At 36.2% G+C, this 26,218-nt stretch carries 17 protein-coding genes; 15 read left to right on the top strand and 2 right to left on the bottom strand.

Annotated features, from left to right (window positions below; translation table 11 throughout):
* Nucleotides 1-67: 67 nt before the first annotated feature.
* Entirely contained in the window at nucleotides 68-1,525 is a 1,458-nt protein-coding gene (locus tag IGJ52_RS07940; RefSeq protein WP_002397404.1) for a helix-turn-helix domain-containing protein, read from the bottom strand.
* A gap of 227 nt (nucleotides 1,526-1,752) precedes the next feature.
* Here IGJ52_RS07940 and IGJ52_RS07935 point away from each other — a divergent pair, with 227 nt between their 5' ends.
* The 13 genes from IGJ52_RS07935 to sprE all read left to right on the top strand — a co-directional run bounded on the left by IGJ52_RS07935 (nucleotide 1,753) and on the right by sprE (nucleotide 22,186).
* Nucleotides 1,753-4,413: a bacterial Ig-like domain-containing protein gene (locus IGJ52_RS07935; RefSeq protein WP_438792013.1), complete on the top strand. Its 2,661-nt coding sequence runs from the start codon at nucleotides 1,753-1,755 to the stop codon at nucleotides 4,411-4,413.
* Nucleotides 4,389-4,748, top strand: a complete 360-nt coding sequence (locus IGJ52_RS07930; RefSeq protein ID WP_002398387.1) for a hypothetical protein — start codon at nucleotides 4,389-4,391, stop codon at nucleotides 4,746-4,748. Before IGJ52_RS07935 ends, IGJ52_RS07930 begins: the two co-directional genes overlap by 25 nt.
* A complete protein-coding gene (locus IGJ52_RS07925) occupies nucleotides 4,741-5,292 on the top strand; it encodes a hypothetical protein (protein WP_002398386.1) in 552 nt (183 codons plus the stop codon). The genes IGJ52_RS07930 and IGJ52_RS07925 overlap by 8 nt, the downstream gene beginning before the upstream one ends.
* A gap of 98 nt (nucleotides 5,293-5,390) precedes the next feature.
* Nucleotides 5,391-6,371, top strand: a complete 981-nt coding sequence (locus tag IGJ52_RS07920; protein ID WP_002419898.1) for a DUF916 and DUF3324 domain-containing protein — start codon at nucleotides 5,391-5,393, stop codon at nucleotides 6,369-6,371.
* Between the two features lie 208 nt (nucleotides 6,372-6,579).
* Entirely contained in the window at nucleotides 6,580-7,596 is a 1,017-nt protein-coding gene (gene adhP / locus IGJ52_RS07915) for an alcohol dehydrogenase AdhP (RefSeq protein ID WP_002408844.1), read from the top strand.
* Between the two features lie 47 nt (nucleotides 7,597-7,643).
* Nucleotides 7,644-8,039 carry a hypothetical protein gene (locus tag IGJ52_RS07910; protein WP_002408845.1) on the top strand — a complete coding sequence of 132 codons (396 nt, stop codon included), beginning with the start codon at nucleotides 7,644-7,646 and terminating at the stop codon, nucleotides 8,037-8,039.
* Between the two features lie 502 nt (nucleotides 8,040-8,541).
* On the top strand, nucleotides 8,542-14,169 hold the full coding sequence (locus tag IGJ52_RS07905; protein WP_438792012.1) for a TIM-barrel domain-containing protein: 5,628 nt from the start codon (nucleotides 8,542-8,544) through the stop codon (nucleotides 14,167-14,169).
* A gap of 81 nt (nucleotides 14,170-14,250) precedes the next feature.
* Entirely contained in the window at nucleotides 14,251-16,209 is a 1,959-nt protein-coding gene (locus tag IGJ52_RS07900; RefSeq protein ID WP_438792011.1) for an amidase domain-containing protein, read from the top strand.
* A 418-nt stretch (nucleotides 16,210-16,627) separates the two neighbouring features.
* Nucleotides 16,628-17,359, top strand: coding sequence for a response regulator transcription factor FsrA (fsrA, locus tag IGJ52_RS07895; RefSeq protein ID WP_073340375.1), 732 nt, complete (start codon nucleotides 16,628-16,630; stop codon nucleotides 17,357-17,359).
* An 88-nt stretch (nucleotides 17,360-17,447) separates the two neighbouring features.
* Entirely contained in the window at nucleotides 17,448-18,176 is a 729-nt protein-coding gene (fsrB, locus tag IGJ52_RS07890; RefSeq protein WP_002377181.1) for a quorum-sensing system protein FsrB, read from the top strand.
* Nucleotides 18,173-19,516 carry a sensor histidine kinase FsrC gene (fsrC, locus tag IGJ52_RS07885; RefSeq protein WP_002408850.1) on the top strand — a complete coding sequence of 448 codons (1,344 nt, stop codon included), beginning with the start codon at nucleotides 18,173-18,175 and terminating at the stop codon, nucleotides 19,514-19,516. The genes fsrB and fsrC overlap by 4 nt, the downstream gene beginning before the upstream one ends.
* Before the next feature lie 234 nt (nucleotides 19,517-19,750).
* Nucleotides 19,751-21,283, top strand: coding sequence for a gelatinase GelE (gelE, locus tag IGJ52_RS07880; protein WP_080005928.1), 1,533 nt, complete (start codon nucleotides 19,751-19,753; stop codon nucleotides 21,281-21,283).
* Between the two features lie 48 nt (nucleotides 21,284-21,331).
* A complete protein-coding gene (sprE, locus tag IGJ52_RS07875; protein ID WP_438792010.1) occupies nucleotides 21,332-22,186 on the top strand; it encodes a serine proteinase SprE in 855 nt (284 codons plus the stop codon).
* Between the two features lie 147 nt (nucleotides 22,187-22,333).
* Here the strand turns inward: sprE and IGJ52_RS07870 are convergent, their stop codons facing one another.
* A complete protein-coding gene (locus IGJ52_RS07870) occupies nucleotides 22,334-23,125 on the bottom strand; it encodes an MBL fold metallo-hydrolase (RefSeq protein ID WP_438792186.1) in 792 nt (263 codons plus the stop codon).
* Between the two features lie 431 nt (nucleotides 23,126-23,556).
* On the opposite strand from IGJ52_RS07870, the gene IGJ52_RS07865 reads away from it, so the two are divergent.
* Together IGJ52_RS07865 and IGJ52_RS07860 are read left to right on the top strand one after the other, a co-directional pair.
* Entirely contained in the window at nucleotides 23,557-24,411 is an 855-nt protein-coding gene (locus IGJ52_RS07865) for a LysR family transcriptional regulator (RefSeq protein ID WP_002419887.1), read from the top strand.
* 381 nt (nucleotides 24,412-24,792) lie between these two features.
* Nucleotides 24,793-26,181 carry an MFS transporter gene (locus IGJ52_RS07860; RefSeq protein ID WP_438792009.1) on the top strand — a complete coding sequence of 463 codons (1,389 nt, stop codon included), beginning with the start codon at nucleotides 24,793-24,795 and terminating at the stop codon, nucleotides 26,179-26,181.
* Nucleotides 26,182-26,218 lie beyond the last annotated feature (37 nt).

Here is a 26,218-nt window from a genome sequence, read left to right as displayed (position 1 = left end):
TATTCCTCTGCTAGTATACACCTCTAATTTTTTTTTTCAAATTTGCTCTTTTTAAGAAAACTCACAATTATAAGCCAACATTAAGTTTAGCCATATATTTTTGTTGAATAAATTCTGTAAGCTCATGCCAACTTTCTTCATTTTCAATGGAATCTAAGTAGAAAATATCTTGATTAGAAGTAGCTTTTTCGAAGGAATCTGTGATGATGATATCCGCATTTGTGAAGTCTTCGGTAATAGAGATTGCGTTTGTATTATATAAGGAGGATAACCGTGTTTTAATAAAATAATTTGCATAAAAATCTTTGATAATTTGTAAATAGATTCTCACTTGTACTTTTTTTTCGGACACAGACAATGTGTAAAGCAGTTGACTGAGTAACTCTAAATGCGTTTCTTGGTGAACTAATTTTGCCACCGTTCCTTTTATTCGATTAAAGTATGCCACATCTGACGGAGTACAAATTTCTGGCTGCGGTAAATAAAGTGTTAAAAAAGTATAATAATTGCCCTCCGTTAAAAAGTACCAAGCATTAAAAATAGAAAGATAGTAAACGTATTGATAATCATGCTGATTTGTCAGTAAGTAGGCTACTTGCTTAAATAATTTTTTTGATAAGACACAATAAGGATGGTTAGATTCTATAAATAATTTTTCTATTTGTTTCGTTTGCTTTTCCGAAAAGATATAAGGGATAAAAATGCGAGATAAAAAATTAAAGTATAAAATTTCAGTTTTTCTTGTTTCGCATTGAATGTCAGCGAAGGAGTGTTCAAGAAAAAATAAAGTCACATGACTGTATTGATTGATCAGAATAAAAAAAGAATGCAGGTTTTTAGAGTGCGGCATCTTTAAGAAGTTTTGTGCACTTGTTCTAGTTTTAAATATCGCATATAAAATATAAAACGCTCTTTTCTTCATTCGGACATTTTTATAGGATCGTTCAAGAAGTTCATCAGGTAGACTTTTTTTTATTTCTTCAAGACTTATTTTAGAAAAAGGCCAAGCCAATTCTTGAAAGGAATCTTGTAGGAAAATGAAAGAAAACACTCGAATCGATAATTCATTGCCAGTTAATTGATAAATACCCTTAATACTAACGATTACTATATCAAAAATTTTAAAAAAGTTATTCAGTTGTTTCGTGATTTTTACCAGATAATGTTCAGAAATATATAAAACTTTAATTAATTCGTTTTTATCAATGGAAGAATGTGTGACTAATTGTACGCAATAATTAAATTGTACATTGTTTTTTAAAAGATTGAGTTTTAACGTGTAGGCGTATTCGACCGCGCTTTTTCGGTACGCTGGATTTACACAAACAATGCCATTATTGTTAGAGACAATAAAATGTTGGATTTGATAAGTATCCTCGAATTCTTGATTTATTTTTATCAGATTTTCCTTGACCGTTCTTTTTGAAATTTTTAAATTGGAAGAAATTTCATTTAACGACGTATGAGCTCGCTTGACTATATAAAATAAAATTTCTAGCTCATTCGTTAGGTAGGATGGAAACATGTTATGGACCTCCAAAAGTAAAATTTAGGTTCATTGTAGTCTACTTTCTTTAAATTTTTGTATTGATATGTTAACACAAGCGCAATAAGAAGCGGCCATCACAATTAATGTACAGCCTTATACATTAATTGTGTGTGGCAAAGCAATTTCAATGTTGATAAGCTAGCAGTAGTTAGAATAATTATTATTTAGTTTCTAATTCCAAAAAAGGTCAAGGTGAGTAAGCAATGAAAAAAATCAACGAACAATTAAAAATTAAAATGCCAACCTACAAAAGAAAAAAAAGCATTGCTTATTTCTTTTACTCTTGTCTACTATTGGTAACGATTTCTTGTTTTTTGAGCTTGCACTTTCAAGAATGCGAAGCAGCTTCGCTCTATCAAGCGGGAGGGATAGCCATTGATTTGAGAACTGATTTACCTTATGGAATGGAGATAAGCCATGACGGAGGTGGTGGTCCAGATGGATCATTTGGAGGGAAATTACACGTAAAATTATATGGAACAGTGGACACTTCTCAAACAGAAGCATTGAAGTTTCTTTCTTTTGGTACTGTTGGAATGCAATATGGACTGATGTTTCATTTGCCAGAAAATATAAGTGCAGATAATTTTAAAGCGGCTTATGACAAGGCTTATGCGGATAATCCAGAAAATTTTTATTCAATTAGTGGAGAAAAAAACACACAGATACCAATTGTTAACACAAAAGGAATGCGGACGTTTAACGGTTCTTCAGAAGATGGTTCACCAGGATGGGGTGATCCTGATCAAGATTATAGCGGAATTGATACTGAGCATCAGGTGATGTTTTGTGAACGTGGGGACACTATTAATTTTTCTTTTACTAAACTTTATGAAATTTGGAAAAATGAACCTGACAAATCGGCCATAAAATTTGAACTTCATTTTGATTTAGATGTAGCTACTTTAATGAAGGATGGCGATTCAAAGGATTATTCCCTCAATAAAAATTTAACGAAACATCGCTTACCAGTATCAAATGTTTTGTCGGATGGCACTGAAAGTGATCAATTTTCGTTGTCGGCAGATTTTTTTGGTCGAACTTACGAATCAGATACAACGAATACGGTTAATCATAATTGGATATTGCTTAGTCCGGATATGTGGTTACGTGCGACAAGTTTAGCGGCAGCAGCAAATCATGATCCAAGTAATTTGAATCATCAAATTATCACTGGAATCACCGGAAAAGTGGCTACTTGGTCTTCTTATATCTCGCCATGGGACAGCGGCGATAAAGACAATCCATTATCCAATTACAATACCCAAGATGCCTCTAAATATCCTGAAATACCTGAAAGCAAAACGATGTTACCAGGGGATTTTTTATCACCAAAGTTTACGATGAACCAAAGACAAGACAATCCGCTTAATTGGACAGATGGGTATGTTGCTCAACGGTTTGCGCGCGTAGTTAATTTTCATACTCACACAGTTGATCCTAAGGCCAATGTGAATGTCACTTCACAACAACAAAACGGGTTAACAACTTATTTGTTTAGTGGCAAAGATGGTTGTGGGCTGCCGTTAGTCAACCCGCCAGGAACGGATTCTTCAGAGCCCACAGATAAAACATATATGCGCGTCACAACAGATCCATACCAAGTGCCAAGTTTAGAAAGGGCAGCTTTTGTTAAAGGTCAAACCACATTTCACCCGCAACAAAAGATACCAGTAGAACTAACCGTTAAGGCTCCGACAACTAGAAAAGTTCAGATTGAAGAAAAAATTTCAGGTGCTGCTCAAACTGATTTTCATAAAATTGGGGAGCAGGATTTAAAAAATTTACCAGTCACAGATGATTGCGTTAGTTTTAACTGTTTAGCAGATGCTTTACCAACTTCAGGAGATTATACATTAACGTTTAGAATTCTTGATGTTGATGATACATCTAAAAGCTACTCAAACGAGAAAAGTTTAGCTGTACACATTGATCAAGCGCAAATTAAAGTTAAATCTCAAGATACGATTTATCAATATACTCAATGGCAACCAGAAAGTGAAGTGACTAGCCTACAAACACCAGACGGTAAAAAAGGTGATTTTCGAGACGTAAGTGTCACCATATATAAAATGGACGGAGAGCAAAAGGTTCCAGTAGATACGGTGGATACAAAAGTGGTTGGTAAATATGAAATTGATTATAAATACCTAGGATTAGAGGCGCAGACTACACTAGAAGTCATTCCCTCTTCAGCTCATATTGGTGCACATAACGGCAGCTTTTCTGTGGGAACGCCCTTCGATCCAAAGCGTCTTTTTGATAGTGCAACAGATAATGATGGGCAATCTATTCCTTATAGCAAGATAACGATTCGCTATACGCCTGATCAGGTAAACGATGAAGTAGCGGGCGTCTATAGAATTACTTATGATATCTCTAAAATAGTAGGTTTTAGTAAAAGTATTACCGTTGATTGGACCTACTATTACTCTAATCGTTTAGACTTTTATCACTTATCTGAACAACTAATGCCTTTTGAGAACGTAAAATTTAATGGCCAAGATCAAACACAGACATTAAAAAGTTGTGAGATGAACATTGAAGATACGGGGGACCCTAATCGGACAACTGGCTGGCAGCTTGAAGTAGCCTATAATTTAAATGATCAGAAAACACAAGCGTGGAAAGACGCAGGGCTTGATCTCACGCTAAATCCAAAGTCAGTCGATTATGTAACAACTGAGCAAAATATCATGGTTAACGATGAGCAACAATTAGTAGTTGGCGTAAGTAACCAATCTATCAAAAATAAAAAAGTTTTGACGAAATTACAATTATTGCCCACATTAACTATTTCAAAAGTCACACCTGCTGATAAATATGAAGCTCAGTTAATTTGGAACTTAGAAGCAACACCGTAAGGGAAGAGGGAATAGCTGTGAAATGGTTTATCTATGATTTATTGTTTGTTGCCTTTATTCTCGGTTTGCCAATTCAAGCACAAGCTGAAGACAAGACAACTGACGCACAAGCTGACACAAAAGTCATGGTAATAGTGAAAGAGAGTGAGGATATTGTTCCGCATCCCAATGAGCTTATACCGCAGACTAACGATATGCCAACTTCACGAGGACAACCTAATTTTTTACCAAAAACAAACGAGATTACGTCTCAAGAGACGCTTTTAGGAATCGTGGTACTCGGAAGTACATTAATCGTTGGACTTTATAAAGAAAAGAGGAAAAATAATGAATAAAAAAATAATTGGTTTAACTGTCACTTTAGGAACGGGGATTTTTTTAATTGGACAACAAACTGTGAATGCAGCTGATAATGCCACTACTACAGCGAATGTGTCGGTTTTGGGTGGCGGATTAACCATTACACCATTAGCACAAATTAACTTTGGGACGGTGACAAAAGACGGCCAAGATCATACGCAACCAGATCAAAGCAAGTCGCAACTTATCATTAATGATAATCGTGGGACAACGAATACAGGTTGGTATCTGACAGCGAATTTAGAAGATAAAGGAAAAGGTGTCACTGGATTAGACGGAATGACACTTCATTTAGACACTAAAAAACCTGACGGATCTTCTGAAAAAGGTACCTTTACGGGCGTTGATTTAACCACAGATGCTTCAACCATTATTTCGCTAGATAAAAGTGATATCCGTTTATCAGACACTGTCACGACAGCCGATTTAAATGCAACGTTAAATATACCTAAAAGTATTGCTGCAAATACCTACTCTGGGACCATCGTCTGGAATGCCATCGATGGAGCACCCGCCTAAGAATTTAACATAAAACGATGTAAGAAAACGAGGCAGATAAATTGAAAAGAATTTTAAAGATACTTTTTATATTGACTATTCTCTGTTCAGGTGGAGCGATGCGTGCCTGGGCAGAGCCGTCTAATACCAATAGTTCAGCAACAATTGACAATGCGAATGCGTATACAGTCACACCCGTTTTCGGAGCAACTCAAAATAACAAAACCAGTAATTTTTTTGATATGACATTAACTCCGAAACAAAAAGATACATTCAAATTAACGATAACCAATACTACGCCGAACCCTCAAAAATTTAAAGTTCAGGTAAATACAGCAACAACAAATAGTAATGGGATAGTTGACTATACAAAAAGTAGCTTTGAAAAAGATCCATCGATGAGTTTGGTACTTAGTGATTTGATTAGTCCCAATAGGAAGGACATTAGTGTTCCTGGTAAACAATCACAAACGATTGATTTTCAAATAACGATGCCAGAAAAGTTATTTTCAGGAATTTTATTAGGTGGAGTGACGATTCGACCTGTAGAGATAGCTGGGGACCAAAGCAAGGGTGGGATTCAAAATGTTTATATGCATACGATTGCTATTCGGGTGAATGAAACAGCAGAGACCATACCTGCAAAATTAGAAAGTGGTTCTGTTAAAATTGGGCAAATTAACCGCCACAATACTGTTTCGATGGAAATTAAAAATCCACAGCGGAAGTTATTATCAAAAGTCGAAGGAGATTTTTTTGTTAAAGAAAAAGGAACAAACAAAACGATCATTCACGAAAAGAAAAATAATCTGAGTTTTGCACCAAACACAAGGTTTGATCTGCCTATTTTACTGAAAGATTCGTTTAAACCTGGAGACTATACCTATACCATTAAGTTGAAAAACCATGAGGGGAGCTGGACGTTCTCAAAAGATTTCACGATAAACAAGAAGCAAGCTGATCAGTATAATAAGCGTTCTGTTGATCATAAAGCCAAAAACCTTCACTGGCTTAAGTACCTCATGGCCTTTTTAATTCTAGTTATTTTAGGTACCGTCTGCTATATCTTGGGAAAAAAGAAGGGAAAAATGAGGTTGTAAAACCTGCCTTTAAAATAGTTGACAATTATGCAGAAAAAATCATGCCAGTATGAATTATCTATGACATAAGGGAAGAATAGCTGTCTAGCAAGAATAAACTGTCAAATTAGCGTTAATTTACGCAAGTCATTGGTGTTCCTTATTTTGGAAAGTAGTATTATACTATTATTGTTCAATGATTCACAATAGAAACAAGGAGGAAAGAACCATGTATAAAGCAATTGTCGCAGCAAAAGGAAAAACAACAAAAATTGTTGAAAAAGAATCGCGTCCATTGAAAGATAATGAAGCGCGGTTGAAAATGGAAGTCTGTGGTGTCTGTCATACGGATTTACACGTTAAGAATGCAGATTTTGGCGATGTTAGCGGTTGTACCTTAGGTCACGAAGGAATTGGGATTGTGACGGAGGTTGGAAAAGACGTTACTAGTTTAAAAATTGGTGATCGTGCATCTGTTGCATGGTTTTATGAAGGCTGCGGGCATTGCGAATATTGTACTTCTGGTCGAGAAACGCTTTGTCGTTCAGTAAAAAATGCTGGATATACAGTTGATGGTGCCATGGCCGAAGAATGCATCGTCACAGACGGTTATGCAGTGAAAGTGCCAGAAAATTTAGCATCAGAGCCAGCTTCCTCTATTACTTGTGCAGGGGTAACAACCTACAAAGCGATAAAAGAATCTGGGATTCGTCCAGGTCAATGGCTAATGATTTCAGGATTAGGTGGGCTAGGTAATCTAGCTTTACAATATGCCAAGCATGTCTTTAATGCCAAAGTGGTAGCTGTTGATGTGAATGATGATCAGTTAGCTTTTGCGAAAGAAATGGGTGCGGATCTTTTAATTAGTCCAGTTAAAGATCCTGATTTCGCTGCACAACTTCAAAAAGAAATTGGTGGTGTCCATGCAGCAGTAGTCACTGCGGTAGCTAAATCAGCATTTAATGGCGCAGTCGATGCAGTCCGTGCGGGAGGAACGGTTGTCGCCGTTGGATTGCCTGTTGAGACAATGGATTTATCTATTCCACGTCTTGTTCTTGATGGCATTCACGTAGTCGGATCGTTAGTTGGAACCCGTCAAGATTTAAGCGAAGCTTTCCAATTCGGTGCAGAAGGAAAAGTTGTTCCTGTTTGTCAAACACGCCAACCAGAAGAAATTAATGCTATTTTTGAAGAAATGGAACAAGGAAAAATTCGCGGGCGAATGGTCATTGATTTTCGCAGTTAATTTAGTTTTTTAGTGATTCGTTGATTTAATCTGAAAACCATGAAAGGATGGATGGAATGTTTGCGAATCTTACTCTCCGTGAGAGACGACTGCTTAAACAAGCACAAGTGGGAGCCACAATTAGCTTTATTCTTTTGTTTGTACCAATTCTGACAATCAGTCTTTTGCATACTAGTGACTCATTAGCAAAATGGCTAGGTATAGTTGGGGTAATTATGGTTTTACCATTGTTGTATTTTGCGTGGCAGATTTTAAAGATAGCCTATAAAGATCAAAAAGATAATCCAACGCCTCCTTTGTGGGTTCCAAAAGTTTATGGAATTGGGCTTTCGATCAATCCCTATCACCGGTTTGGAAAGTTAATTTTTATATTGCTAGCGGTACTGATAGTTGGCATCATCATTAGTTTGCTTTTCACACCAGCAAGTCAAATCAATCACTAAAAACAATTATTAAACACCCTCTTGCTGAGCAGGAGGGTGTTGATTATTTTTAAATAGACTAAAGTTGAGTAACAGGTATTAGATTTTTGAAAAAGTCTTTCTTTTTCTGATGTAAATATTTTCGCAATAAAATCATCATTATAAGTGAATTAACAGGTTTATCAAGGGTTAATACTTGTTAATGGTGGCTGCTATAATTAACCGTTGACAAACACAAAAAAACCATCATACGATAATTATGTTATTAAAAAAGTGAAAAATTGGTAGTCAACAAATGAAAACGCATTCATCGGGAAATTGTGATTCTGTACTAAAATTTTTATATAAGATGAAAATAGATTGTTTTCATTTAATAATTTATTGAAAGGATGTGTTTATGAAGGGGTTACTGAAACTGACTTTCTAACAGTCTCAGTAAACTAAGAAAATCGTTATGACTTTTCATCTGGATAAAACTTTGTTGGGTTTTGGATTTTGTGAGTAATTGTGTCGGAACTATTCTATGGGAAGCAATTTTAAGGAGGAAAAAATGAACAAAGAGTATCAGGGTAAAAAAATTTACGGTAAAAAGCACTGGTTGACATTTTTATTAGTGAGTTCGTCTGTATTGGCGTTCCATTCGCTTGTTATGATGGATTCTCAAGTGGTTGATGCGCAAGAGCAAACAGCAAAAGAAGACGTAGCTGATTCAGCAACGTCAGTCGGAGCAATTGTGTCGATTGAAAAAGCGGAGAAAAACTTTGTCATTACGTATGCTTCTGGAAAAAAAGCACAAATTAGTATTTTAAACGACCATCTTTTTCGCTATCATCTAGATCCAACTGGTAAATTTGAAGAATATCCAACGCCAAATGATCCAAAGCATGTTGCGAAAATTACGGCTAAAACAATGGCCGACTATGGCACACAAGCCTTTGAGCAAACGAACGTCACAGATTCAGGAAACCAATTTACTCTAGAAAATAATGGTTTAAAAATTATATTCGAAAAAGAAAGCGCTTTAATGAAGGTTCTAGACAAGAAAAAGGATCAAGTCATTTTAGAAGAAACCGCTCCGCTATCCTTTAAAAATGATAAAGCTACACAAACGTTAAAACAAAGTAGTCAAGAAAATTATTTTGGCGGAGGAACTCAAAATGGTCGATTTACGCACAAAGGAACAGCTATCCAGATTGTCAATACGAACAATTGGGTAGATGGCGGAGTAGCATCGCCTAACCCATTTTATTGGTCAACTGCAGGGTATGGCGTTGTTCGAAATACATGGAAACCTGGCAACTATGATTTTGGAAGTCATGATCCACAAACAACCACAACAACGCACGAAGGAACAGATTTTGATGCCTTTTATTTCTTTAATGATTCCTCAGCAGGTATTTTAAAAGATTACTATGAATTAACCGGGAAACCAGCTTTGATGCCAGAATACGGGTTCTATGAAGCGCATTTAAACGCGTATAATCGGGACTATTGGGTGAAAGTAGCAGAAGGAACCGCGGGAGCAGTTAAGTTTGAAGATGGTAATTTTTACAAAGAATACCAACCAGGCGATCTAGGAAACTTAAATGGCACGCTAGAATCTTTAAATGGAGAAAAAGAGAATTATCAATTTTCTGCACGCGCAGTTATTGATCGGTATAAGAAAAACGATATGCCATTAGGGTGGTTCTTGCCAAATGACGGCTACGGTGCTGGCTATGGTCAAACAGATTCATTGGATGGCGATGTACAAAACTTAAAAGAATTTACTGATTATGCTCAAGCAAATGGTGTTGAAGTGGGGCTATGGACTCAATCTAATCTCCATCCAGCGGATCCTAAAAATCCTAAAAAAGGAGAACGGGATATTGCGAAAGAAGTTAGTGTCGCTGGTGTTAAAGCCCTCAAAACTGACGTGGCGTGGGTCGGGTATGGGTATTCCTTTGGCTTAAATGGTGTAGAAGATGCTGCAAATGTTTTTGTAAAAGAAACAGACGGCGCAGTTCGTCCGATGATTGTTTCATTAGATGGTTGGGCCGGAACCCAACGGCACGCTGGTATTTGGACAGGCGATCAAACGGGTGGTCAATGGGAATATATTCGCTTCCATATCCCAACATATATCGGGACTTCATTGTCTGGCCAACCAAATGTTGGTTCAGATATGGATGGAATTTTTGGTGGAAAAAATAAAGAGGTCAACATACGTGATTTCCAATGGAAAACTTTTACACCAGTACAGCTAAATATGGACGGCTGGGGCTCCAATCCGAAAACGCCATTTGCTTTTGATCAAGAAGCCACAGATTTGAACCGAGCGTATCTAAAATTAAAATCAATGATGATGCCTTATAACTACAGTATTGCCAAGGAATCAGTTGATGGACTACCAATGTTACGGGCTATGGCTTTAGAATTTCCTAATGAAGGAACAGCATATACAAAAGATTCTCAATACCAATATATGTGGGGACCCAATTTACTCGTTGCTCCAATTTATAATGGCAATCAAGATGAGGCAGGAAATTCAATCCGTGATGGAATCTATTTACCAGATGAAAAACAAGTCTGGGTTGACTTATTTACAGGCGAAAAATATCAAGGTGGCCGTGTCTTAAATGGAGTAAAAACACCGCTCTGGAAGGTGCCCGTTTTCGTCAAAGATGGCAGTATTATCCCAATGACGAATCCAAACAACAATCCAAAGGAAATCCAACGGGATCAACGATCTTTCTTGATTTATCCAAATGGCGCCACTTCTTTTAATATGTATGAAGATGACGGAATTTCAACTAGTTATGAAGCTGGGCAATCAGCTACGACTAAAATAAATAGTCAAGGCCCTAAATCAAACGAAAAAGGGGATCTGACCGTTACTATCGAACCGACAAAAGGAAGTTACAAAGGCTTTGTTGATGAACGAAGCACCACGCTTGATTTGCTAGCTTCAGAAGCACCCGAAAGTGTAACAGCAATGGTGGGGGGAACAGAAGTAACCTTGAAAGAAGCAGCTAATAAAGAAGAATTTTTAGCTGGCACAAATCTATATTATTTTGATAAAGAATTCCAAGTGAATCAGTATCTTTCTGAAGCTTCAGGAGAAAAACTGAACCAATCAGCGTTATCAGTAAAACTAGCGAAACAATCTGTGACCGCCAAAGATGTTCAAATAACTGTCAATGGTTTCATTAATAAAGGAACGATTGACGGAGGAAATACAACGGTCGATGACCAGTTAACTATTCCGGCAAATGTCGCAATCAATGAAGAAAAAACAACGCCATCTTCTTTGACTCTTCAATGGGATCAAGTAACTGAGGCAACAAGTTATGAAGTAGAGCGTGACGGGACTGTTTTCGGAAATATTCAAACGAATACAGCAACATTTGATGGATTTTCCTTCCTAAGCGAACATACTTTTCGAGTTCGAGCTGTTGGAAAAAATGGGGTTTCTGAATGGAGTGAACCGATTAAAGGAAAAACACAAGATGATCCCTATAAAGAAACAATTAATCAAGTCAAAGCAACAAGTAATTTACCAGAACAACCAGGCGCAGAATTGAAGAAATTAACAGATAAAGATTTAAGTACAGGTTGGCATACGAACTGGTCAACCGGCATCGCTAATCCAAGTGATGGGAATTTCTTGACTTTAAAATTTGATCTTGGTGCGGAGTATCAAATGGATAAAATTGAATACTTGCCAAGAGACAATGCCGGCAACGGAAATATTTTGCAGCTCCAGTATCGGACGTCGAAAGATGGAGCTAATTGGACAGAGTTTTCAGAACCTATTAACTGGAAGCAAGATGCTTTGACAAAAACCATTGAAACGAAGGACCAAGCGTATCGTTTTGTTGAAATGAAGGTATTAAAATCGGTGGGTAATTTTGGCTCTGGTCGTGAGATGCTCTTTTACAAACAACCAGGAACAGAAGGAATCTTACATGGAGACATTACTAACGATGGAACGATTGATGAAAATGATGCAATGAGTTATCGAAACTATACAGGCTTAGAATCGGTGGACAGTGATTTTAATGGCTATGTTGAAAAAGGCGATTTAAATAAAAATGGGGTAATTGATGCTTATGATATCAGTTATGTTTTACGACAATTAGATGGTGGGATTGAAATACCTGATGTCGAAGAAATTGCGGGCGGTTTATCCCTTGCTGTGGTTAATGAAAATGGCAAGGATACCTATCTTCCTGGCGATACATTAACCTTTACACTTAAAGGTCAAGACTTAAAAAACATTAATGCGTTAAGCACAAAAATGTCCTTTGATTCTAGCAAATTTGAACTTGTCGGTCAGCCTGCAACCACGAATAATACACAACACATGGAAAATTATTCTAAATATCGGAAACATTCAAATGATGTGGAGAATCTATATTTAGTTCTTAGTAATCAAGGAAATAAACAATTGTTAAATGGTTCAATGGACTTAGTTACCTTTAAAGTTAAAGTAAAAGAAACAACTCGCGTAAAACGTGCGACAACTGTTGAGCAGCCATTACAATTTGATATGAGTCAAGGCTTATTAGTAGGCCAAGGATTCCAACAAGCCACACTTTCAGATTTTTCTGTAACAGTGAATCCTACAGAGCTAGTAGATAAAGAGTTATTACAAGCGCTAATTACGCTAAATCAAGCACGTGTCGAAAAAGAATATACGCCTGAAACTTGGGCAATTTTTAAACCAGTCTTAGATGAGGCAGTAGCTGTTCTAGCCAATGAACAAGCCACACAGACAGACGTTTCTGCTGCTGTGGAAAATCTAGAAAAGGCTGTAGAACAGTTGGAAAAAATGCCTGATGTAGCGAATAAAGCTGATTTAGAAAAAGCAATTCAAGAGGGGCTGGCGAAAAAACCAAGTGATGGGCAAGAATTCACCGAAGAAACTAAAAAAGTTCTCGAAGAGTCATTAGCAGCAGCTCAAAAAGTATTTGCTCAAGAAAAAGTTACCCAAGAAGAAATAGACCAAGCGACTAAAACATTGCGTGAAGCAATTGCACAATTAAAAGAACAACCCGTCGCCGTTGATAAGGAAACCTTAAAAGAGAAAATCGCTCAAGCCCGAGGAAGAAAGCCGGAAGAAGGATACCAATTTACAAAAGAAACAGAAAAACAATTGCAAGAAGCAATTCAAGCAGCTGAAGCAATCGTAGCGAAAGAAACGGCGACAAAAGAAGAAGTCTCAGCGGCTCTAAACGCATTGGAAACTGCAATGGCTCAATTAAAAGAAGTACCACTTGTAAATAAAGACCAATTACAAGAAGTTGTCAAACGAGCGCAGCAAGTCACTCCAAGTGAAGGGCACCAATTTACTGCCTCCTCGTTACAAGATTTACAAAAAGCGCTTTTAGCAGCTAAAAACACATTGGAAAACCCAGCAGCTAATCAAAAAATGATTGATGAAGCGGTTGCTGAATTAACTAGTGCCATCGATGGGTTACAAGAAGAAGCGTTAGTTACAGATAAAAAAGCCTTAGAGGCAATGATAGCCAAAGCAAAAGCAATCAAACCATCTGCCGGAAAAGAATTTACCAGCGAGTCTAAAGCGCGCTTAACTGAAGCAATTGACCAAGCGGAAGGGATTTTAGCTGATAAAAATGCTCGGCAAGAACAAATTGATACTGCTGAAAAAAATGTAAAAACTGCTTTGGATAGTTTAGAGGAACAAGTCCTTCAAACGGATAAAACAAAGTTGAAAGAACTGCTTCAAAAAGCAGAAACCTTGAAACCTAAAGCAGGAAAACAATTTACAAAAGCATCGCAAGAAGCTTTAGCTGAAGCAATTAAACAAGCAAAAGCACTTGTTGAGGACCCAAATGCGACGCAAGAAGCTGTGGACAAATGTTTAAGTATTTTAGCACAAGCCATTGAAGCAATGGCAGAAGAGCCAATCAGTAGCAACTCTACAGGCAACAATAGAAATCATGGCACGGTTAGCGGGACTGGTAGCGTAACCAGTCCAGGAAAGGGCACAGCAGCAGGTGGAACGACAACAAAAACCACCACTTCTGGTACTTTGCCAAAAGCAAATGAAGGTGTTTCGCCAATCTGGTCAATCAGTGGTTTTCTATTGATAGTAAGTATTGGTTTAGGAAAATTATTCTTCAAAAATAAAAAAGACCAAAATTAGCGTATCATTAACTTACAAGGCGCATTTGTACAAAAACAGTGTGCAAATGCGCAAGTAAGTAATAGGAGAGGATTTTTACGAATGAAAAGAAAGAAAATCAAGAATCAACTACTTGTTTTAACAAGTATTCTCATTCTTCTGAGTTTGGAAGTCGCTCCAGTTGTTACGTTGGCTGCAGAATTACCAAGTAGCTCGCTACAAACAGCTCTGTCCTCGGAAACGACAATTACTTCGGAAGAAAAAGTAACCGAAACAACCGAAACAACTGTTGCTACATCGACAACGTCCACTAGTAGTTCGTCATCTGAATCAAGTAGTTCTAGCGATACGACTACCGAATCAACGAGTCATTCAACGACAGAAACGACAACCACAAATACTAGTTCTGAAACAAAAAAAGAACCTACAGAGCCGACGGTATCATCAGAAATCACTCAGCCTGTTGAACAATCGCAACCACCACAAGTTCCTGTGACCAAGCAAGAACCTGAAGAACCTATTCAAGTTCCTGAAGCCACCAATAACGTTGTTGAAGAAAATCAGGCTGTATCGTTAAATCCGTCCCTCAAAGTAGATGAAATAGCTTCTTCTAATTTAAAAGGCTACGAACTTCCACTGTTGTCGTCTTTTGGCGAAAAGAAACGGGCAGTTGTGGTGGCTGAAGCATTAAGACACGTTGGGAAAACAAAAAAAGAATTTAATTTGACGGAGCAAGCATTGACCAGTAGTTTCCTTGCCCAAAAAATTTACCAACAATTATTTAAAATAGACATTGGCAGTACGCCGCAAGAACAAATGACATTTGGTAAAGCTCGTTCTATAGAGGAGGCAGAACCTGGTGATCTGATTTTTTGGCAAACAGCTGAAGGAAAAACGCTTCAAAATGGTGTTTATCTTGGCCAAGGAAAATATTTAATTGCCGCAGCGGAAGCGGATTCTAAAGAAAAACCAGAAGTAATTGGTCAGTTAGAGAATATCTATACTACCAAACAACAACCAGACTCAAAAGAGGAAATACGCTTGGTAGTGACTAATCCTTTTAAGGAGTTCACATTAACGGAGTATGGCAAAGAAGTTTTAGCAACATATGGTGCGTCATTTGAAATGCAGAAGTCAGAACAAACCACAGCGTTTATTAAAAAAATTGGTGAGACAGCCAGAGAACTTGGTGAAAAATACGATGTTTTTGCATCAGTGATGATAGCTCAGGCTATTTTAGAAAGTGGCTCTGGCGAAAGTCAACTAGCCAAAGAACCTTATTATAATCTCTTTGGCGTGAAAGGTTCGTTCCAAGGAAATAGTGTTAGCTTTTCAACAAAAGAGGCTGATCAGAGGGGCCAACTTTATACAATTTCCGCTGGGTTTCGCGATTACGGTGGCTATAATGACTCACTGCAAGATTATGTTCAATTACTCCGACAAGGGATTGACGGAAATCAAGATTTTTATAAACCAGCGTGGCGTTCGGAAGCCAAAAACTACCTTCAAGCAACGCGTTTTTTAACAGGTAAATATGCAACAGACAAGCAATACGATAATAAATTAAATTCGTTAATTGCGGTTTATAACTTAACGCAATTTGATTTACCAAAAACAGTGGACGGTTTGATTATCCAATCTAAAAATGAGCTGTCAGAAGCGGAACAGCAACAAATGCATTTTCCAGTCTATGATGGGATCAATTATAATCGAAGTGGTAGCTATCCCGTGGGCCAATGTACGTGGTATGTCTATAATCGTTTCAAACAGTTGGGCACTTCTGTGGATGAATTTATGGGAAATGGCAGTGACTGGGGAAGAAAAGGACGTGCATTAGGCTATCAAGTTAGTTCATTGCCTAAAGCTGGTCGTGCGATTAGTTTCCAACCAGGAGTTGCTGGCGCAGATAATCAATATGGACATGTTGCTTTTGTTGAAGCGGTCACTTCTGATGGAATCATTATTTCTGAAAGCAATGTCATCAATGATCAAACGATTTCGTATCGTGTCTTACCTAATGTAATTGCTTATAGTAGTGGCGTGACCTACATTGGCGCTTAATCGACTCATTCAACAGGAAGAAGTGTGGATGTTTAAGTAAAAAATTAGCACAATGATCCATGTGTGAACTAACAAATTAAAATAACCAGAATCGACCAATGAATTGATTTTGTCATGTATAAAATGACAAGAACAGTTTGGCGGTTGATTCTTTGTTTTTCATCAACGAAGAGACAATAGTCCTCATGATTCGTTAGTAAAAGATGAATAGTCCAAAGTACTCTTTCTTGATGCTTTGTTATTTTATGTTTTTGTTTGCAGGAAACTACTGAAATCGCTATACTAAATTTATGTGAATATACTAACAGACAATCAATTTTTTATCTCTTTTATTGGTGTATAAATTGATTGAACATTATAATCATTTGTCTTTTGTTGTGTAATTTTATATCTTCTTGAGAAAGGGATGAGTGAACAAATGGCTATTTATATATTAGAAGACCAAATTATTCAAGCAAAAGCGTTAGAAGCATTGGTAACAAATATCCTACATTCAAGAAATATTTATAATGAAACAATCCATTTATTTTCACGTTCAGATGAATTATTACAAGTGGCACACCAGGACGCCCAACTAAATATCTTTTTCCTAGATATTCAAATGAACAATCATATCCAGGCAGGATTTGAGGTTGCCAAAGAAATCAGAAAAACAGACAGTGAAAGTCTGATTGTATTTATTTCTACTCACACAGAATTAGTTTTAACTTCCTACAAATATATGGTTTCAGCTCTTCAATTTATTCAAAAGAACGTGGATTTTCTAGATTTCCAAAAAGAGGTCGAAACATGTGTCGATGCATATATTCAACAAAAAGAAAATATAAAGACAAAAAGTGAATATATTATCATTAACTTAAAAGCGTCTTCTATAAAAATGGATATTAATGATATTTATTTCTTTCAAACGGAATACGATCATCGTGTATCAATGGTTGGTAAAAATTTTAAAAGAGAATTTTATGGAACGTTATCAAAAATTGAACAACTGCATCCAGATTTGATTAGAGTCCATCAATCAATCATCATTAATAAAAAATATGCGTCAAAATTAAATTATAAAACGCATCTTTTAACTATGAGAGACGGAACGGAAGTACCAGTCTCAAGAAGATATTATACTCAGGTTAAGGCGCTGTTTCTTACTTAGGGAGGGATAATGACTAATTAAGGAATTATCTATCTATTAGTCGCTATATTCGTTATAATTTAGTGCAATACTTGAAGAGGAGGGCGATATGCTAATCGATTGGATTCTAAAAAATATTATGGATATGGATCAGGAAGATCAATCAGGAAAAACACAATGGACAAAGTATTATCTAACCGTTTATTTTTCTGGCTTATTTAATTTTCTGATGATTCTGATTTTATCAGTTTTATTTGGGACGTTAAGCGAAACCTTTATTGTATACGTCGTACTGATTTTTTTACGGCCTGTCGCAGGTGGCTGGCATGCAAAAACCAAATGGCTCTGTCGTCTAGAAAGCATTGTTATCTATGTTGCCATACCATTTGTATTGAAAAATTCTTCTGTGAGCTTACCGTTTATTTATAAAATTCTATTGATTTGCCTCTTAGTCGTATTATTTTATTGGTATGCGCCACAAGGAACAGCAATTGAACCTGTTCAGCCATCTGATTTAAACGTGCTCAAAAAGCAAAGCCTTATAAGGGTGTGTTTACTTATTTTATGTAGTCTGTTTGTCAAAGAAAAGATTGCTTCAGTAATACTCTACGGTCTCGTCATCCAAGGTCTGATGATACTCCCTGTAACAAAAAATTTAATTGAAGGAAGTGTTTTTATGAAATTTGGTAAAAAAATAATTAAAAATGTTATTGAAAAAAGAGTTGCAAAAGTCAGTGATGGTGTGGGAACTAAGCCTAGATTAAATCAAAATTCGCCCAATATATTTGGACAATGGATGGGACAAACTGAAAAACCTAAAAAGAATATTGAAAAATGATTTTGTCGTTATTAGCTACTAACGTTTTGCTGGCATCTAGCTTTATCGTTTTTGTCTTTTTACGAGTAACATTGATCAAGATTGAATGTAAAATACCGTTACTTTCATTGCTTATTGTCATTAATCTTTGTTCGTTTGCGGCATTAATGTTGGGCTACTCTTGGTTGATTTATGCGCTGACAGTCGTTGTTTTTACAGGATTTTTACTCATTCACAAAAAGAGGTTCTCAATTTTTAAAGCGATATTTTTATCTGTTTTTACATTGCTTATGGTTTCGTTTATCAATTACACGGAGCAAACGATTTTAAGTGTTTTTTTTCAACAGATTTATCAAAATAAATTATTATGGATTGCCTCAAATGTTCTTCTGTTGCTTATAAATATCTGGATTGCTTTAAAAATTCCCAATAGTGTTTTTTTAAGATTAAATCGTGTGTTAGAAAATAGTCGAATTTTTTTTGGTTGTTTACTTTTATTGTTGATTCTGTTGTTACTTTTTGTGTTTTTGATTTCGCCAGAGATTTCACCTGACTTTATGCGAGGATTTGTCACGGTAAATAGTTCTAAATTGGAGTTATTAATAAGTGTAGGTTTATTTTTAATTCTGATTGGCTTAGTCATTGAAGCTTATTTGGAAGAACAACGTATCAACACTCAATTATTGAATAATTTAACGATTTATACTGAAAAAATAGAATCCATTAACGAAGAGCTAGCGATGTTTCGTCATGATTATAAAAATTTATTGTATAGTTTACAAATTGCTATTTCATACGAAGATATTCTGGAAATCAAAAGAATTTATGAAGAAACGATTGCACCAACCAAAAAAATTATTGATAATGAAGAATTTGAACTTATGAAGTTAAATCGTTTGAAAAATATGGAACTTAAGGCACTCATAAGTATGAAAATTAATACCGCAAAGCAAGCAAAACTAAAAGTGATTGTTGATGTGCCAGAAGTATTTATTCTTGATACATCAATCGACTTAGTGGTTGTGATTCGTTTGTTGGCTATTCTATTAGATAACGCGATTGAAAACAGTGCAAAATCAGAATTGAAAATGTTCGCAATCTCAATTTTCAATAAAAATGAAACACAAGAGTTTGTGATAACAAATAGTGTCCAAGCCGAATTTGATTTTAGGGTTATGAAGAAAACCAAATTTAGTTCTAAAAGTAACCCTGAAGAGCACGGTTGGGGATTGTTATACGTAAAAGAAATTGTTGATTTTTCAGATCAATTTGATTTGCAAACGTCCTTCAATGAAGGATCGGTTACTCAACATTTAATTATTGAAAAAAATCATAACAGTAAAAAAGTTGTTAACGAATGAATTTGTTAACAACTTTTTTACTATGGTATTGAGATATGAGGGGCAATACAGGGAAAAATGTCGGCTGATTAAGGAATTTAGATAGTGCCGGTTAGGTAGTTGTCTATAATGAAAATAGCAACAAATATTTACGCAGGGAAAGGAGCAGTCGTTTAACGGGAAAGATTAGGGAGGATAAAGCAATACTTTTGTTGGGAAAAGAAATAAAAGGAAACTGGGGAAGGAGTTAATCGTTTGATGAAGGGAAATAAAATTTTATACATTTTAGGTACAGGCATCTTTGTTGGAAGTTCATGTCTATTTTCTTCACTTTTTGTAGCAGCAGAAGAACAAGTTTATTCAGAAAGTGAAGTTTCAACAGTTTTATCGAAGTTGGAAAAGGAGGCAATTTCTGAGGCAGCTGCTGAACAATATACGGTTGTAGATCGAAAAGAAGATGCGTGGGGGATGAAGCATCTTAAGTTAGAAAAGCAAACGGAAGGCGTTACTGTTGATTCAGATAATGTGATTATTCATTTAGATAAAAACGGTGCAGTAACAAGTGTTACAGGAAATCCAGTTGATCAAGTAGTGAAAATTCAATCGGTTGATGCAATCGGTGAAGAAGGAGTTAAAAAAATTATTGCTTCTGATAATCCGGAAAATAAAGATCTTGTCTTTTTAGCTATTGACAAACGTGTAAATAATGAAGGGCAATTATTTTATAAAGTCAGAGTAACTTCTTCGCCAACTGGTGACCCCATATCATTGGTTTATAAAGTGAACGCTACAGATGGAACAATTATGGAAAAACAAGATTTAACGGAACATGTCGGTAGTGAAGTAACGTTAAAAAACTCTTTTCAAGTAACGTTTAATGTGCCAGTTGAAAAAAACAATACGGGAATTGCTTTACACGGAACGGATAACACAGGGGTTTACCATGCAGTAGTTGATGGCAAAAATAATTATTCTATTATTCAAGCACCATCACTAGCGACATTAAATCAGAATGCTGTTGACGCCTATACGCATGGAAAATTTGTGAAAACATATTATGAAGATCATTTCCAACGACACAGTATTGATGATCGAGGGATGCCCATCTTGTCAGTTGTTGATGAACAACATCCAGATGCTTATGACAATGCTTTTTGGGATGGAAAAGCAATGCGTTATGGTGAAACAAGTACACCGACAGGAAAAACGTATGCTTCCTCTTTAGATGTAGTTGGTCATGAAATGACACATGGCGTGACGGAACATACTGCCGGTTTAGAATATTTAGGACAATCAGGTGCGTTGAATGAATCTTATTCTGATTTGATGGGTTATATTATTTCGGGTGCATCTAATCCAGAAATTGGTGCGGATACTCAGAGTGTTGACCGAAAAACAGGTATTCGAAATTTACAAACGCCAAGTAAACACGGACAACCAGAAACCATGGCTCAATACGACGATCGAGCACGGTATAAAGGAACGCCTTATTATGATCAAGGCGGTGTTCATTATAATAGTGGAATTATTAATCGGATTGGTTACACCATTATCCAGAACTTAGGCATTGAAAAAGCACAGACTATTTTCTACAGCTCGTTAGTAAATTACTTAACACCTAAAGCACAATTCAGTGATGCTCGTGATGCGATGCTTGCTGCTGCAAAAGTTCAATATGGCGATGAAGCAGCTTCAGTGGTGTCAGCAGCCTTTAACTCTGCTGGAATCGGAGCTAAAGAGGATATTCAAGTAAACCAACCAAGTGAATCTGTTCTGGTCAATGAATGAAAAAAATTCTCCAATTAAATAAAAATGGATAAGGAGTGGCATAATCTTATGAAAAAGTTCTCCATACGAAAAATTAGTGCTGGTTTTTTGTTTCTGATTTTAGTAAGTTTGATAGCTGGTTTTAGCCTCTCTGCAAATGCAGAAGAGTATATCGTTCCTGCCGAAAGTCATTCACGACAAAAAAGATCGTTACTGGACCCTGAAGACAGAAGACAAGAAGTGGCAGATACAACCGAAGCGCCTTTTGCGTCAATCGGAAGAATCATTTCCCCTGCCAGTAAACCAGGCTATATTTCTTTAGGAACAGGCTTTGTTGTTGGAACTAATACAATTGTCACCAATAATCATGTGGCTGAAAGTTTTAAGAATGCCAAAGTATTAAATCCGAATGCCAAAGATGATGCTTGGTTTTATCCAGGTCGAGATGGCAGTGCGACACCATTTGGCAAATTCAAAGTGATTGATGTAGCTTTTTCCCCGAATGCGGATATTGCGGTAGTGACTGTCGGCAAACAAAACGATCGTCCAGATGGCCCAGAGTTGGGAGAAATTTTAACGCCATTTGTTTTGAAAAAGTTTGAATCTTCAGATACCCATGTCACAATAACAGGCTATCCAGGTGAGAAAAACCACACACAATGGTCTCATGAAAATGATTTGTTCACATCTAACTTTACAGACTTAGAAAATCCATTACTATTTTATGATATCGATACAACTGGTGGTCAATCTGGTTCACCAATCTATAATGATCAGTTTGAAGTAGTTGGTGTTCATTCCAATGGTGGCATTAAGCAAACAGGAAACCATGGTCAAAGACTAAATGAAGTGAATTATAACTTTATTGTCAATCGAGTGAATGAAGAAGAAAATAAACGTTTATCCGCTGTGCCAGCAGCGTAAAGAACCATAAAAATACTCGGAATTTCCAGAATCACGGGAAATTTCGAGTATTTCTGTTTTTTAAGATAGTGTAAGTTACGATATAAGTACCTTGTAATTATCGGTTAAAAGCATATAATAGTGCTGAAAAGAAGGCAAATAATCCGATTAAGTTAGTATTTCTAAACCATCATAACTCGTAATGATTTCATGCTTTTGAGATAAAGCCGCCATCTCCGCATAAGACAAGCCGCCATTGTGAGAAAAATGGTTGGCAACGTAAATCGTTTTATCTGTGACGAGTTTTCTTTCTTTTAATTCTGCAATTAATTTTAAATTTTCTTCCCAATTCATATGACTATTGCCAGTTTCGTTTGTTTGACTAGTACAATCTAAAGAAACAATACTAAGAAGTAAGTGGCTCTTTTCAAGATATTCAAACATTTCTGACGTAAAGTAACCTGTATCATGGGTGGATAAAAAAGCATCTTTACCATCGTCTATAACGAAAATAAAACAATCTTCACTGAAATTTCCATGTTGTGCAGGAAGGGGATAAATCGTATAGTTCGCAATAGTAAAACACTTGTAGGGCTGAATAACCTGATAATGTAATCGGGTATTGTCTTGACGACCTTCTAAATCAAAGGCGCGCTGATAAAACGTCTTAACTGCTTCATTTCCATAAACAGTTAAACGATTGGGAACATCTAATGCATAACCAGACATTCGATAAGCCAAATCCTCGCCGTAAAAATGATCGGAATGCCAATGAGAGATTAGTAAAGAGTCAAATTCTGCAAAACACAAGTCATACTGCAACAAGTGTAAATAAGAATCCCCTGGAAAATCAATCAGCAGGACATCATCAATAATTAATTGAGTTTGTGTACGAATTTCTCGTCCTTTTTTCTCTCGAGCGTACTTACATAATTTACAATTACAAAAAATTCCTGGAATCCGTTCTGCTGCACCCGTGCCTAAATAATTGAATTTTCATTGGGAGTACCTAACCTTTCTTTGACATTCTTCATACTTAGTAGATAACGCTGAACCTTAAAGTAAATGGGCATGGAAACTGAAACATTTGTTGTGTCCATCTTACCTTTTTTAGAAAAGAATTGAAATGGAATTTCTTAAGTAAATTTGCGTAAAATAGAAAAAGCTAGACGCCTTTTTTAATAAGCTGAATTTGTTGCGAATGTTCATGCTATTTCCGAGAAAAAGTTTTACCAAAGGCACTTTCATATCCATCTGCTATTAGTTATAAAAAAATAACAAGATGGACATAGCTTATTAGAGCAAAAATAACTACGCTATTGATAAAGAGTGAGGCGTGTTTTGAACAGGTTACGTGGGCAAATGAATTTGAATAAAAGGGATGACAAAAGATGACTATTGAAAAATTAGAATATTTTTATACCATTGCAAAATATAATAGTATTTCCAAAGCAGCCTCTGAACTCCATGTTAGTAAATCAACCTTAAGTGCGTCATTAAAAGATTTGGAAAGTGAATTGGGCCATTTACTTTTTGACCGTAACGGGAATTCTTTGACGTTAAATTCCTATGGTGATAAAATCGTCCAATCTGTATATATCATTTTAAACGAGGCCAAGAAAATGAAACTTAATCTGCATGAAATGATTGAGAATCCAGTGATGCGTTTAGGTTTTGGAAATACGTCCTTGATGTATAAAGTGACAGAAAATGAGGATCAACTGAATCGTTTTTGGGAATGTTACCATGGTTCATCGTTTGAGTTATTGAATAAATTGGAGAATCATGAGTTGGATTTTGTGATTACTTCTGCAGATGTGAATAGTCCAGTTTTAAAGAAAGAACAATTAATTGAACTAAAAATGTATCTTTGTGTTTCAAGAGAAATTAAACAAGAAATTGAGGAAGAAGGCTTCATCTGTTTGACCAACTATCCATTTCTATTTTTGCCTCATCACTTAGATCATTTAGAAGCTACCAAGAGTGTGCTAGAAATGTTGCAATTAACAAGTCCGCTTGTTTGTTGCTACGATACGTTGATGCTTACTCGTCTCATTGAAAAAAGTAAAGGAGTTTATGCGGTGATCTCTCTTCGGAAAGAACAACTGCAGGAAATTGATTCTAAACTCTTCTTTTTACCGATTGAACGAAAACAAAAATTTTATTTATACCGAAATGTTTCCAGTTCGGTTTTTGTCCAACCTAGTCAAATCAAGGCAACTTTACAAAAGTTGCTAGAGACTTAGCCATTAAAATTACTTTGGAATAGTTACCAAAAATAGCATTATTCGCTTAGATTTATTTCTGCTGCGGATAAGGCTATTTTTGTTGTTCATTGTTTAAAAGAAATGCTCAATTATGGGACTGTTCGATATTTCTGAACGGAATGTTCAATTATTTAATAACTTAAGAATCGATAAATCGTATCTATTACGGTTCAATTTAAAGGGGTTCTGGTGTATAGTTTGGCTATCTAAAGATTTACTTTTTTAAGTATAAAATAACTAAATGGCAAGGAATATAAAGAACTGTTGATACGTGAGTACTTGCGATAACCGTGTCGTTAGAAGTTTAAGTGTCATTGTTGTTTTTCCTGTTTTATGTAGTTGCTAGAAAGGACTGTTTTTATGATCGATAGAAAAAAAGTTATTTTGTATACTTGTTGCATGAGTTTGTTTGTAGTGACCATGGATGTTACGGTTGTCAATGTGGCGTTACCATCCATTAAAAGTGATTTTCACACGAATCTGTCTACATTACAGTGGGTAACAGATGGGTACACTTTAATGGTAGCATCCTTATTATTGTTATCTGGGTCTACAGCAGACCGAATTGGCCGTAAACGAGTCCTTCAATTGGGCTTAGCCTGTTTTGGTTTAGCGTCTTTCCTATGTGGGATTTCGCAAACCCCAGGGCAATTGATTGCGTTTCGCATGTTGCAAGGGATTGGTGGTTCTATGTTAAATCCGGTAGCAATGTCTATTATTACACAGGTATTTACCGAAAAGTTAGAACGAGCGAAAGCAATTGGCTTGTGGGGCTCTGTTACAGGGATTTCCTTAGGAATGGGCCCGATTATTGGCGGACTGATTGTTTCTTATTTTAGCTGGAGGTATGTCTTTTTTGTCAATGTACCGATCATTGCTGCGGCAATCATCCTTACACAAAAGTTTGTACCTGAGTCAAAAGTAGAGAAGACGGTGAAAAATGATTTTGTTGGTCAAGCATTGATGATTCTTTTTCTATTTAGTTCTATCTATTCCATTATCGGACTACCTAGAAAAGGGCTTTTCGCGCCAGATATTTTAAGTACTGGGATAATCGGCTGCTTAGCTATTGTTATTTTCTTTATTTATGAATATAACATTGACAATCCGTTAATCAATCCGCGCTTCTTTTTATCTATTCCCTTTACATCGGCTTCTTTTTTAGCTATTTTTGGCTTTATCATATATAACGGTTATTTATTTTTAAACACGCTATATTTGCAAGAAATGAGAGGCTTCAGCCCGTTGGAAGCTGGCTTATCAACCATTCCTTTGGCTTTTGTTAGTTTTCTTGTTGCCCCGAGAGCCGGCGAAATGGTAGGGAGAATAGGGACGAAACGTCCTATTATGCTTTGTGGTATTTCAATGTTGGCTGTTAGCTTTTTACAATTATTTGTAACTAAAACAACGCCTATGATTATTTTATTTGTTATTTATATCTTTTTAGGCATTGGGTTTGGGATGTTAAATTCACCGATTACCATTACAGCGATTGAAGGAATGCCGTTTTCTCAGTCAGGAACGGCAGCAGCCATTGCGGTGACATGTAAGCAAATTGGCAATTCTTTAGGGGTGGCGCTACCAAGTCTTTTAATTACAAAGCCTATTACTAGTTCCCTTACTCGAACACCTTTTACAAACGTATGGCTTTTATTTGGATGTTGCGCCATTGCGATTATCTTTTTAAGTTATTTATCCAATTCTCCGCTAGCGAAAAAGTCATTGCGCAGAGTTAGGTTTTATTTTTAACAAATCAAGATTTTTTTGAAGGGAAAGGAAGACAAAC

It is taken from the genome of Enterococcus sp. DIV1758, assembly GCF_051711985.1.
Taxonomy (GTDB): domain Bacteria; phylum Bacillota; class Bacilli; order Lactobacillales; family Enterococcaceae; genus Enterococcus; species Enterococcus faecalis.
This window is presented reverse-complemented; position numbering and strand designations above follow the sequence as displayed.